The 12,883-nt window shown below is 58.2% G+C and carries 11 protein-coding genes; 9 read left to right on the top strand and 2 right to left on the bottom strand.

The features are described from left to right. The first annotated feature begins 6 nt into the window (after window positions 1-6). The 7 genes from dnaG (at window position 7) to KZZ06_RS09735 (ending at window position 8,314) form a co-directional block, all read left to right on the top strand. Complete coding sequence (gene dnaG / locus KZZ06_RS09705; RefSeq protein WP_219579826.1) at window positions 7-1,980, top strand: DNA primase; 1,974 nt, start codon at window positions 7-9, stop codon at window positions 1,978-1,980. Window positions 1,981-2,116: 136 nt separating this feature from the next. Continuing rightward, window positions 2,117-4,102, top strand: coding sequence for an RNA polymerase sigma factor RpoD (gene rpoD / locus KZZ06_RS09710; protein ID WP_219579827.1), 1,986 nt, complete (start codon window positions 2,117-2,119; stop codon window positions 4,100-4,102). 219 nt (window positions 4,103-4,321) lie between these two features. Further along, on the top strand, window positions 4,322-6,043 hold the full coding sequence (locus KZZ06_RS09715) for an amidohydrolase (protein WP_219579828.1): 1,722 nt from the start codon (window positions 4,322-4,324) through the stop codon (window positions 6,041-6,043). A 101-nt stretch (window positions 6,044-6,144) separates the two neighbouring features. Beyond that, window positions 6,145-6,561, top strand: coding sequence for a VOC family protein (locus KZZ06_RS09720; RefSeq protein WP_219579829.1), 417 nt, complete (start codon window positions 6,145-6,147; stop codon window positions 6,559-6,561). A 469-nt stretch (window positions 6,562-7,030) separates the two neighbouring features. Continuing rightward, window positions 7,031-7,441 carry a hypothetical protein gene (locus KZZ06_RS09725; protein WP_219579830.1) on the top strand — a complete coding sequence of 137 codons (411 nt, stop codon included), beginning with the start codon at window positions 7,031-7,033 and terminating at the stop codon, window positions 7,439-7,441. Between the two features lie 15 nt (window positions 7,442-7,456). After that, entirely contained in the window at window positions 7,457-7,855 is a 399-nt protein-coding gene (locus KZZ06_RS09730) for a hypothetical protein (RefSeq protein WP_219579831.1), read from the top strand. 42 nt (window positions 7,856-7,897) lie between these two features. Further along, window positions 7,898-8,314 carry a secondary thiamine-phosphate synthase enzyme YjbQ gene (locus KZZ06_RS09735; protein ID WP_219579832.1) on the top strand — a complete coding sequence of 139 codons (417 nt, stop codon included), beginning with the start codon at window positions 7,898-7,900 and terminating at the stop codon, window positions 8,312-8,314. Between the two features lie 8 nt (window positions 8,315-8,322). On the opposite strand, the gene KZZ06_RS09740 is transcribed toward KZZ06_RS09735, so the two are convergent. After that, window positions 8,323-8,994, bottom strand: a complete 672-nt coding sequence (locus KZZ06_RS09740; protein ID WP_219579833.1) for an SDR family oxidoreductase — start codon at window positions 8,992-8,994, stop codon at window positions 8,323-8,325. Window positions 8,995-9,188: 194 nt separating this feature from the next. Here KZZ06_RS09740 and nrdR point away from each other — a divergent pair, with 194 nt between their 5' ends. Together nrdR and ribD are read left to right on the top strand one after the other, a co-directional pair. Further along, on the top strand, window positions 9,189-9,656 hold the full coding sequence (gene nrdR / locus KZZ06_RS09745; RefSeq protein ID WP_008225048.1) for a transcriptional regulator NrdR: 468 nt from the start codon (window positions 9,189-9,191) through the stop codon (window positions 9,654-9,656). Window positions 9,657-9,658: 2 nt separating this feature from the next. Next, entirely contained in the window at window positions 9,659-10,750 is a 1,092-nt protein-coding gene (gene ribD, locus KZZ06_RS09750; RefSeq protein WP_308340011.1) for a bifunctional diaminohydroxyphosphoribosylaminopyrimidine deaminase/5-amino-6-(5-phosphoribosylamino)uracil reductase RibD, read from the top strand. A 91-nt stretch (window positions 10,751-10,841) separates the two neighbouring features. On the opposite strand, the gene KZZ06_RS09755 is transcribed toward ribD, so the two are convergent. Continuing rightward, complete coding sequence (locus KZZ06_RS09755) at window positions 10,842-12,878, bottom strand: capsular polysaccharide biosynthesis protein (RefSeq protein ID WP_219579834.1); 2,037 nt, start codon at window positions 12,876-12,878, stop codon at window positions 10,842-10,844. Between the last annotated feature and the right edge of the window lie 5 nt (window positions 12,879-12,883).

Raw genomic sequence — 12,883 nt, forward strand, 5'->3', positions numbered from 1 at the left:
AGTGTTATGAGCCTGCCCCCTGGATTTTTAGATGAATTGCGAAGCCGTTCCAGCCTGTCTCAGGTGGTGGGGCGCAAAGTCATGTGGGATGCGCGCAAGTCCAATCAGGGCAAGGGCGATATGTGGGCCCCGTGCCCGTTCCATCAGGAAAAATCGGCCAGTTTTCATGTCGATGACCGCAAGGGATTTTATTATTGCTTTGGCTGCCATGCCAAGGGCGATGCGATTTCCTTTGTCCGCGAGACTGAGAATGTAAGCTTTATGGAGGCGGTCGAGATTTTGGCACGTGAGGCCGGGATGCCGGTGCCAAAGCAGGACCCGCGCGCGCAGGAGAAATCCGATAAGCGCACGCAATTAGCCGAAGTGATGGAGCAGGCGGTTCAGTTTTTCCGGTTGCAGTTGCAGACCGGTGCTGCCGGTGCGGCGCGGGATTATCTGGCACGGCGCGGATTATCTGCACAGGCGCTGGAACGCTGGGAGATCGGCTTTGCCGCGGATCAGTGGCAGGGGTTGTGGGATCATCTGAAGGCCAAAGGCGTCGAGGATGAGCTGATCTTTGGCGCGGGTTTGGCCAAGCCATCGACCAAAGGCGGGCGGCCCTATGATACGTTTCGCGGGCGGATTATCTATCCGATCCGCGATGCACGGGGGCGGGCGATTGCCTTTGGCGGGCGGGCGATGGACCCTAATGACAACGCCAAATATCTGAATTCGCCCGAGACAGAGTTATTCGACAAGGGCCGCAGCCTGTACAACGTGAAAGAGGCGCGTACGGCGGCGGGGCAGGGGCAACCGTTGTTGGTGGCCGAAGGCTATATGGACGTGATCGCGCTGGTCGAGGCCGGGTTTGGTGCAGCCGTTGCCCCGCTTGGTACTGCGATCACCGAAAGCCAGTTGCAGATGCTGTGGCGGATTTCGCCCGAACCGATCATCACGATGGACGGGGATACCGCCGGTCAGCGGGCGGCCTTGCGTTTGATTGATCTGGCGCTGCCGCTGCTGGAGGCAGGGCAAAGTTTGCGTTTCGCAATGATGCCCGAGGGGCAAGACCCCGATGACCTGCTGCGTGCACATGGTGCGCCAGCCCTGCAAAGGCTGCTGGATGGGGCGATGCCCATGGTGCGGCTGTTGTGGCAGCGCGAGACAGAAGGAAGGGTTTTCGACAGCCCAGAACGCAAGGCTGCGTTGGACAAGGCGCTGCGCGAGAAGATCATGCTGATCAAGGACCCGTCGATCCGCAGCCACTATGGTCAGGAAATCAAAGACCTGCGTTATCAGCTGTTCCGGCCGCAACAGGCGAAAAAGACGTTCACGCCCGGCGCGCGCAGGGAAGGGCAGGGGCGTTGGAACGCGGCACCACAAGGGCCGTCCCCCAGTGCAAAGGCATCTATTTTGGTGACCGCGGCAGGGTTGGGCGCGACAGAGCATTTGCGTGAGGCGGTGATCTTGTGTGCATTGTTGGGCAGCCCGGGACTGGTCGAGGAATTCGAAACCGGGCTGGCGGCAATGCAGTGTCAGGATAGTCATCATGCGCGGATCAGGGACTTGATGTTGCGCCACATGCATCTGGACCCCGCTGCGTTGCGCGAAAAGATATACAGCGCACTGGGCGAGCAAACCCTTGAAAATATGACATCGCAACGCCACGTTGCTGTAACGCCGTGCATCAGGACCCCCGGCAATATTGAAATGACCCGCATGACTGTCGCCGAGGAGTTGGGCAAGCTGGAAGCTGTGCGCGGGCTTGATGCCGAGATCGCTGATGCCATGGAAGATTTGACCGGCGTGGCCGACGAAGGGCTGACATGGCGGTTGAGTGAAGCGGCGCGAAATGCCGACCGTGCGCAGCGCAGCGGACAAGAAGATACGGCTGAATATGACATCGCGGAAAACGGTGCGCATATCAGCCGGGACGAGCGCAGCGCCTTTGATGCGTTGATCGGGGCGATCCGTGGAAAGGGCGCTGACGACAATAAATGACCCCTGCGTGGCTTTTTCGCCGGGATGTTTAATAAAAAGCAGGGTAACGGGTTTAAGAATCACCCAGAACCCCGCATGATTCGGAAAATTTCGAATCACTATGTGTGATTCGCTTATGTTCGCTGGAGGAAGCTTAATGGCCGCCAAAGATACTAATGAAGACGCTAAGTCTGACGATCAGGATGCCGGCCACTCGCTCGACATGAGCCAAGCTGCCGTCAAGAAGATGATCGGTGACGCCCGTGAAAAGGGCTATATCACCTATGATCAGCTGAACACGGTTTTGCCGCCCGAGCAGGTAAGTTCGGAACAAATCGAAGACGTGATGTCGATGCTGTCAGAGATGGGCATTAACATCATCGAAGACGAAGACGCCGAGGAAGAAGAAGCCAAGGGCGGTACGGATGTTGCCACCACGGACAGCAACCGCGATGTAACGCTGTCGGCGTCGACGTCCGAAAAGCTGGACCGTACGGATGACCCTGTCCGCATGTATCTGCGTGAAATGGGGTCGGTCGAACTGCTGAGCCGCGAGGGCGAGATCGCCATCGCCAAGCGGATCGAGGCCGGCCGTAACACCATGATCGCGGGTCTTTGCGAAAGCCCGCTGACATTCCAGGCGATCACAATCTGGCGCGACGAACTTTTGTCCGAAGACATTTTGCTGCGTGATGTGATCGACCTTGAAGCGACCTTTGGCACCCAGATGGGCGAGGAAGAGACCACGCCGGTTGTTCCTGCCGTACCCGGAGCCGAGGCCAAGCCTTCCGAAGAAAAAAGCGAAGTCGATGCGGACGGCAATCCGATTTCCAGCGATGCCGACGATGATGACGATGAAGACGAACAGGCCAACATGTCGCTGGCCGCGATGGAAGCCGCGCTTAAGCCTCAGGTGCTTGAAGCGTTGGATATCATTGCCGACGACTATGTTCGCCTAAGCGAAATTCAGGACAGCCGGATTTCCGCGACCCTGAACGAAGACGGGACATTCTCGAAAAAAGACGAGGAAGAGTACCAAAAGGTCCGGTCCGAAATCGTCTTGCTGGTGAATGAACTGCACCTGCACAACAACCGTATCGAAGCCCTGATTGACCAGCTTTACGGCATCAACCGTCGCATCATGCAGATCGACTCTGCGATGGTGAAACTGGCCGACCAAGCACGGATCAACCGCAAGGAATTCGTCGACAACTATCGCGGTTACGAGCTTGATCCCAACTGGATGGAGCGGATGGCCGAGAAGTCGGGTCGCGGCTGGCAGATGTTCATCGAACGCTCATCCGACAAGGTTGACGAATTACGCTCTGATATGGCGCAGGTCGGTCAGTATGTTGGTCTTGATATCTCTGAATTCCGCCGCATCGTGCAGCAGGTTCAGAAGGGCGAAAAAGAGGCCCGTCAGGCCAAGAAAGAAATGGTCGAAGCGAACCTGCGTTTGGTTATCTCGATTGCGAAGAAATACACGAACCGCGGCCTGCAATTCCTTGATCTTATTCAGGAAGGTAACATCGGTCTGATGAAGGCCGTTGATAAGTTCGAATACCGTCGCGGCTATAAATTCAGCACCTATGCGACATGGTGGATCCGTCAGGCGATCACGCGGTCTATTGCGGATCAGGCGCGGACCATCCGTATTCCTGTGCACATGATCGAAACGATCAACAAACTGGTCCGTACCGGTCGCCAGATGCTGCACGAAATCGGTCGCGAACCAACCCCCGAGGAATTGGCAGAAAAGCTGCAAATGCCTTTGGAAAAGGTTCGCAAGGTGATGAAGATCGCCAAGGAACCGATTTCGCTGGAAACACCGATTGGCGACGAAGAAGACAGCCAGCTTGGCGATTTCATCGAGGACAAGAATGCCGTGCTGCCCTTGGACAGCGCCATTCAGGAAAACCTCAAGGAAACCACCACGCGGGTTCTGGCGTCGCTTACCCCACGCGAAGAACGTGTTTTGCGGATGCGTTTCGGCATCGGCATGAATACCGACCACACCTTGGAAGAAGTCGGCCAGCAGTTCAGTGTTACGCGCGAACGTATTCGCCAGATCGAAGCCAAGGCGCTGCGCAAGCTCAAGCACCCAAGCCGGTCGCGCAAGCTGCGGTCGTTCTTGGATCAGTAAAACAGAAGTTCAGTATTTTGAGTAAGGGGCGGGGTGATTACCTCGCCCCTTATGCGTTGTGGGATACTGTCTTGGTCGAAATGGCCGCCGGGAAACCCGGTTCAAATCACAAGTTAACGTTATGTTTTTGTTGACCCAGGCAGTTGCAACGGGTCGGCTGGCGGGATGGCTGAACAACTCACCGGTTCCGTCTGGGTGGCACAACGTTAAGGATTAACCGTGAAGAAAAGATACGCGATCCCATTGGCATGTCTTGCGGTCGTTGGCGTGGGCTATTGGGTGTACGCAACGCCGCCTTCTGCGCCGGCGCGTGTTATTCTGACCGCAGATGAAATCGTTACGATGGACCCCGATCAACCAACTGTAGACGCCGTTTTGATCGAAAATGGCATCATCACAGACGTGGGGCCGCTGGACCGGCTTAGCCCGTCTGGTGATGTTGAAATCCGGCATCTTGCCGGTGTGCTGACCCCCGGCCTGATTGAGCCGCATACACATCCGATTGCCTCGGCGCTGCTTGGGGCGTCGCTGGATATCAGCAGTTTCAAATATTCCACCCGCGCAGAAATTATCGCCGCGCTGAAAGAGGCGGCAGGTAAAACTGCGCTGACGCCGTGGCTGGTCGCCTATGGCTGGGACCCCGTCGCGCTGCCCGGTCTCACGCCGCCCACACGCGCCGAACTGGATGCGATTTCTGCGGATCGTCCCATCATCATCCTGACGCAGATGTTGCATGATGCGTATGTAAACACCGCAGCAGTGGATGCCGCCGGGATCACATTGCAAGGCAGTCTGCTTCACGAAACCATTGCGATTGACAGCGTCGTAACGAAAATCCCGCCACCAGCCCCCGCGCTGACCGAGTTGTTGGTGCGGCGTCAATTTGCCAAATATGCCCGAAACGGTTTTACGACCATTGGTGTGACCGGGGCCGTGGGGCGTCATCCTGACCAGATTGGATTGCTCAAACGGATCAGCACCGATGACAACAGCCCGCTTCGATCCTTTGTATATTTGGTGCAACGCCATCTTGACCGCTACGTGGAGACTGGGAACCCCGACTATGCGCTTGGCGGTGATCTCGACTTTGCGGTGTTGGGCGCGAAATTCTGGGTTGATGGTTCCCCCTTTACGGGCGGCGCAGCGACGGCAGAACCGTACGAACAGAATGCATTCGTAAACGATTATTTGAGCATTTCACCGGATTTCAAAGACAACATTCTGAACACCGCAGAGGTTCTGGAGCAGCGTCTTTCAGACTTGCATCAGGCGGGCTATCAAATCGCGCTGCACGTTCAGGGGGAACGCGCCGTTGATGCAGCACTGGATGCGATTGAACGCCTGCAAGACGCATATCCCATGGCCCAGCTTAGTCACCGGTTAGAGCATAACGCGTTGATAACCCAACAACAGATGGCACGTGCCGCCCGTCTGAATGTGTCGCTGGGTTTCTTCGTCGATCATATTTCCTATTACGGGCACGTGCTTACGAACTTCTTTGGGGCGGATAGAATGACGCGGTATATGCCGGTGAATTCCGCATTCCAATCCGGGGCGCTTGTGACGTTGCATGGGGATCATCCCGCAACCCCCATTGATCCGGTCAATACCTTGCGCACCGCCACGACACGCCAATCATACCGAGGTGACGCCGTGTCTGGATTGTCCGAGGCGATCACCGCGTATCAGGCGTTTCAGGCGATGACGATCAACGCGGCGACCCAGTTGGGCCTACAAGACGCGTTGGGGTCTATCGCAGTTGGAAAACAGGCGGATCTTGCGCTGTTCACCGGAAACCCCGTGACGGGTGATCTGAAGTCTATTGCCGTCAAGGGGACATGGAAGGATGGGCAACCGGTCGACCAACGGAATGTGAGCTGGCTTAAAGCGGGGCTGGTGCTCAGCACCATTGGCAGCTTGTTGGGGCTGTCGGGGTCGTAAGGGCGCTGTGAAGACGGATATTGAGCCGACTTCTGTATTGGCCTAGCGTAATGCCGTAAACCCGTTGCAGTGGCCCAACCTTGGGGAAAGGAACACGGAGCATGATTGCCTATGTCACCGTCGGTGCTGATGATATTGCGCGCGCGAAACGGTTCTACTCTGCGTTCCTGCCTGCCCTTGATTACGCGCTAAAAGAGGGGCCCGAGGGGTTAAGTTATGCGCTGCCCGCCGCGCCGGAGCAGTCCGTCGTACTGCCGGATTTCTACGTCAAACCAACCTTCGACGGGCATCCGGCGTCGGCTGGGAACGGTGCTATGATCGCGTTTGAGGCACACAGTCAAAGCCAGGTTCGCGTCCTTCACGCTGCTGCACTTGCCGCTGGCGGACTGGACGAGGGCCAGCCCGGCTTTCGCGCATCATATGGGCCTCATTTTTATGTCGGCTACCTTCGCGACCCTCAGGGTAACAAGATCGCACTGTTCTCTAACAATCCGGTTGAGCCGGGGCGCGACGGATAAGGCGGGCACTGATCGCGCGCCGTTTGGATGCCTGACCTAGCGGCACATGGTACGGCGCATTTGCAGCCTTTTGCACCGACCTCATCGAACAGCTCTGAATGGATCAAGTGAACTTGTCGAAGGTTGGGTTGCGTTGGATCAATCGCGACGCGAGAGCGATGCATTACAGTTTCACCAAGGTGAGCATCACCTTCGACGCCTAACCCGTCGATAATTCGAATTTCGAAGGCCACTTTCTTGGGAAAACGGTGGGTGCCATCGCGGGCCACGGCAACTACTTTTCCGGTCAACAGTGGGTCTCCGATCTATATCAAACTGAATAGCCGCACATTCGCTGCCGCATCAAAGGTTGTCAAACGGCGCTCAAACCGCCCACCAGCAACGGCAAGGCAGCAGTCACCGAGCTGTGATTTTGTTATTTGCAATGCGGCACTATCTTAAAGACATCCGCGGAATAGGAGATATTTATATGCGTTCCTTTCTAACCCTCGCAATCTGCGCAACAGTGCCTTTCGCGGCCCACGCGCAAAGCTATGAGGCGATAAACCAATTGAATGTCATCCCGCTTGGCGGATCAAGCTTTGAGGTGATCGAGTCCAGGGGACAGGGCCCCAGTGGCATCTGGTGTGCCGCCGCAAGCTATGCGCAGGATCGGCTTGGGCTTACCAATTCAACACGGATGTATATCAAGACCCCGCGTGGCCCATCGATCAGCGGTGCCGGTCGCACTGGTGTTGTTTTCACCACCGACCCAAACGATCTGCCAAGCCCGCCAATTAAATCTTATTCGATCAGTGTTGATCAGCAAAGCATTGGTCTGACCATCGGCCATAGCATCCAGTATTGCCAAGATTATATCATCGAATTGAACGACCTATAGGTGATGGAGCCTCATATGAAACGTAGTATTGCAGGCGTGATTACCGCCACGTTGTTGGCCGGGCCTTTGGCGGCTCAGGGGTATCCGGCGAACGGTCGATTGCACTTTACGCCACTTGAAAACGGCGTCCGGATCGAAGGGCGCACGGATCACGGGGCGCGCGCCATTTGGTGTGCTGCTGCTGATTATGCCCGCGATCAGCTTGCCGCGCGTGGCGATCAAGACATCTATGTGAGCGAGCCGCAGGTGCGCGGGTTTGGCCAACCCAACGCTGTTTCCTTCACCCTTGATCCGACTGGGCTCACGCCGTCGGAGGTATTCATTGTCGGGCCATCCCTGACCCGCCAAGGGTCGCGGCTGTCCGTTGGGCATGCGTTGTCATTCTGCCCTGATTTGTACCTACCTAGTCGCTGACCGGCGGTTGTCTGTGCCGGCTTGCGCGCGTAATCTACCCCGATGATGTCAGAGTTTCAGATAACCACCCACGGGCAAGGCTTGTATGAATTTACAGGCGACGTGGCGCGCTGGCTGAACGGTCATTCAGACGGGCTGCTGACGTTAATGGTGCGCCATACCTCAGCGTCTTTGTTGATACAGGAAAATGCCGACCCCGATGTTCAGCATGACCTGCTCGCTTTCTTTAGCCGTGCGGTTCCGCGCGGTGATGATCCGTCGATGACGTACCTCACACATACGCTGGAAGGGCCGGATGACATGCCCGCCCATATCAAAGCGGCGATGCTGCCAATCAGCCTGTCGATCCCTGTTCAAGATGGGGCAATGATGCTGGGCACATGGCAGGGCATCTATTTGTTCGAACACCGCGATGCACCTCACGTCAGGCGCGTCGCGGCACATTTTGCGGCGTCTTAGCCCACGATTTACCCCACTGGCATCAGATGAATTTCGCGCACGGCGACATGGGCAGGGGCCTCAAGCGCGTGCATGACCGCTGATGCCACATCATCGGGTTGCAGCTTGTCCGGTTTGGCCTCTTCAAAAAATGCGGTGTTCACCATGCCGGGGGACACCACCATGCAGCGCCCACCCCATTCGGCCATCTCATCCGCCAGATTGCCCGCGAAACCGTGGATAAAGAATTTCGTAGCACCATAGATCGACCCCTTGATATGACGCCGCCCCGCCGCCGATCCGGTCACCACATACTGGCCGGTCGTTTTGCGCAAATGCGGCATTGCTGCATGTGCTGTGTAGAGCGCCCCCATTACGTTTAGATCGACCATGGATTTCCAGTCTTCCGGGTCGCCCTTTTCCGTGCCGCCCTGCGCTGTGCCACGGCCCGCGTTGGCAAACACCGCGTCCACTTGACCAAACTTATCGGCAAGCTTGTCCAGCGCTTCCTTTTGCGCATCATAGGAGGTGGCATCGCCGGGCAGGGCCATCGCCTGATCGCCAATCTCATTCACCAAGGCGTTCAGCTTATCCTCGCTTCGGGCGAACAGGCCGACGTTCCAGCCGGCAGCCGCCGCTGCCTTGGCTGTCGCGGCACCGATGCCGCTGGATGCGCCTGTGATGAATAGCGTCTTGGTCATGATAATCTCCTGAATTCTGGTGTGTTCAGGGGCCAACGCGTGGCACAGCTGTTGGGTTCATGTCACTTTTCAAAACACAACATCTAGCGGCGCATTTCGCCCCTACCCAAAACTCTGCGGGTATCCTATAGTTCTAGACAAGAGGGCGAGCAGCCCCACTATTGAGGCAGATCAGAAAATAAAGGGGAACGGCCATGCGCTGCCCGTTTTGCGGAAATATAGATACCCAAGTCAAAGACAGCCGCCCGGCCGAGGATCACGTATCCATCCGCCGTCGCCGTTTTTGCCCGGCCTGTGGTGGCCGTTTTACGACATATGAACGTGTGCAACTGCGCGATCTCGTGGTCATCAAAAGCTCTGGCAAACGCGAAGACTTTGACCGCGACAAGCTCGAACGCTCCATCCGGATCTCGATGCAGAAACGCCCGATTGATCCCGAACGGATCGATCAGATGATTTCGGGCATTGTACGACGTCTGGAAAGCATGGGTGAAACCGACATCGGCTCCAAGCAAATCGGCGAAATCGTGATGGAGGCCTTGGCCCGCATCGACACCGTCGCTTATGTGCGGTTCGCGAGCGTATACAAGAATTTCCAAGCGGCGGATGATTTCGATAAATTCGTTCAGGAATTGCGCCCCGACGTTCCACCAGAAGAGTGACAATCGCAGCCGACATCCGGTTCATGGCGCTTGCCCTCTCTTTGGGCAAACGGGGGGAGGGGGCCGTCTGGCCCAACCCCGCCGTGGGCTGCGTCATTGTGCAAGGCACCCGTATCGTCGGCCGCGGCTGGACCAAACCCGGCGGCCGTCCCCACGCCGAAACCGAAGCGTTACACCAGGCGGGCGAGGCGGCCCAAGGTGCCACGGCCTATGTCACGCTAGAACCTTGCGCGCATACTGGCAAAACGCCCCCCTGCGCGCAGGCCCTGATTGATGCGCAGATTGCGCGCGTGGTCATAGCCTGCACGGATACCGACCCGCGCGTTAGTGGTCAGGGTATCGCGATGTTGCAGGCCGCCGGCATTAAGGTCGAGGTCGGACTTTCCGAGGACCAAGCCCGCGCCGATCACATCGGTTTCTTCTCCAAGGTTGATTTAGGCCGCCCCATGGTCACGCTGAAACTGGCAAGCAGCTTTGACGGGCGCATTGCGACGGCCACAGGCGATAGCCAATGGATCACAGCAGCCCCGGCACGTCGCTTGGTGCATGCCATGCGCGCGCGCCATGATGCGGTGATGGTGGGCGGAGGCACGGCCCGCAAGGATGATCCCAGCCTGAATGTGCGCGATCTTGGTGTCGACCGGCAACCGGCGCGTATCGTGATCAGCAAACATCTCGATCTGCCGCTGGCCGGCAAGTTGGCGCAGACCGCAGCACAGATCCCGCTCTTGCTCTGCCACGCCCGTACCGCGGACCCGCAACTCGTCAAGGCATGGCAGGGCATCGGGGCGACCCTGATCCCCTGTGCCACCTGCGCCGGGCAAATCGACCCAGATGACCTGCTCCAAAACCTCGGCACCCACGGGTTGACCCGCATTTTCTGCGAGGGCGGCGGCGGCCTTGCCGCCACCTTGCTGAATGCAGGGCTGGTGGACCGCCTTGTGGGTTTTACCGCAGGCGTCACCATCGGCTCTGATGGTATCCCTTCCATCGGCCCGCTGGGTATCAGACACCTCGCAAACGCCCCCCGTTTCACGCTGACCTCAACCCAAGCAATCGGCCCGGATGTCTTGCATATCTGGGATCGCGCCTGACCTTCTTATTCCAAATGGTCTAAAATCCCGGGGGTGTGGGGGCTGGCCCCCACGTGCTGACTTGTTTGGGGGCTGGCCCCCAATCCAACACTTACCCCTTGCGCCACAAATGCGCTTTACTGGCAAAGACTCCCTGAACCTTGGCCAACAGCCGATTTGCCATACCGGGATGGGGAACATCGCCGTTGCTCAACCGCTCTAGCACCACTTCGACCGGGCAGGCGCTGCCGCTGCGCGGATCAAAATAGCGTGGATAATCAATCAAACTCGCGTGAACCAACCCTTCTAGGGTCACCGTGGCGCGGCGGCGCGCGGGCACGTCGCCACGATCATCAGACAGCCCCCAGCCCGCATAAAACGGTGCCCCCAGCGTGACGACTTTGATGCCCCGCACCAGCGCCTCGAACCCCAAAAGCGATGTCATGGTCCAAACCTCGTCAACATCGGCCAGTGCTGCGATGGGATCGGCATGGCTTAGCACGACATCGGCCAAACCGTTTGCATCAACGGTCCCGCTGCGCAGGCCAGCCTCAACATCGGGATGCGGTTTATACAGGATCACAGCAGCCGGATGCGCGGCCCGTACCGCCTGCAACAGCCCAAGATTGGTCGATACCGCGCCGGTGCCGGTTTTGATCGATGCGTCGTCCTCGACTTGGCCCGGCACCAATATGCGGTGCCCTTTGGGAAGGTTCTGCAAATCTGCGGCACCGCCGAGGTTATATTTGTTCACCCCGCTGGCGCGCAACGCAGCGATCAGACGTTCCGCGCGCATCTGTTGGTCGGGGCGCAGGGTTTGCCGCGTCTCGATCCATTTTTCCAGCCGACTGGGCTGGCGGGGGTCATAGTAAATGCCCAGATCGTCGCAAACCAACGATAGCGGTGGGATCAGATCGGCCCCCAACCCGCGCGAGCGCAAGAACCCGTCTTCGACCCGAACGGCCCCGTCGTGATCGCTGCCGGCTTTGCCAGCCCAAACCATCCATGGCTTGCCCGTCGCCCGCGCCCGCGTTGCATCATCTTGGAAGACGACAGGTGACCACGCGCCAAAGAAGCGTTGTAAAGGGCGGCGTTTCCACAGCCGCATGGCCGACGCCGTCCAGCCGTGGTTATCCTCGCGCCAGGCGCGGGTTTGCGCGGCCAGTGCTTCGATCGCTGTTTCCAGATCACACAGCCGGTCGCGGTGCGGATCATACCATGTGGGATATAAAATCATCGCCGCCGCAAACAGCTGCGCGCGGGTTAATGTGCGTTGGCGGCGTTGCACGGGAAATTCGTCATCCGTCAGGCCCCAGCCTGCATAAAATGGTTGGCCAAAGACGCGGGGTTTATGGCCCGCAAAAATCGCCTCGAACCCCATTTGCGACGACACGGTATAGACGCCTACGGCCCCCTCAAACAGCGCCCATGGGCTGATCGGCGCGCTCAGCAAGGTGATGCGGTCATTGGCATCTTCTGGCCCGAAATGTCCGGCACGGTAACCTTTGGCGGTCTCGGGGTGGGTCTTGATCAGGATGCGCGCACCGGGGTTTTCCTGTTGTGCGAATACCAGCATTTCCAGAAACCGCGACCGGTCTGCGCCGGATGCGGTCACGGATGCATCGCCGCGGGTCTGGTCGATCACCAGCACATAGCCGGGGTCCGGCGCGGGCAGGTCGGTGTCAAAGGCAGTGTATTTGGTCAACTGCGCCTCGATCATGCGGGCCATGCAGCCGCGCGCGCGGTTTAGCAGCGCCGTATCATCCAGCGGATGGGTGGCCAGCAGGGTTTCCAGATCGGACGGGCGCGACGGATCAAAATGCGCAGCTTTGGTGTCGATCAGCAGCCCCAAGGGCGGCTCTCCTGCGCGGCCGGGAAACAGCGAGCGCAGCATCGCGTCCTCAACGCGCACAACAGGCACGTCACGTTTTGCAGCCACCGCAAGGCCGCGATGTGCGGTGGGGGAATTGCCCCAAATCGCGACAGCATCCCCGTCGCGTGGCAGGCCAAGATGGATGGAATATCCCGACAGCTGCAAAATCCGGCGCAGGCGTTTTTGCCTCAGAAACCCGCCGTTATACACAAAAAGCCGCCGGTCCTTTTGAGGTCCGGCGGCGGGGATATCGTATGTCTCAGGCCCTAAAGCCATGTTTG

The organism is Sulfitobacter sp. CW3, assembly GCF_019392245.1.
Classification (GTDB): Bacteria; Pseudomonadota; Alphaproteobacteria; order Rhodobacterales; family Rhodobacteraceae; genus Sulfitobacter.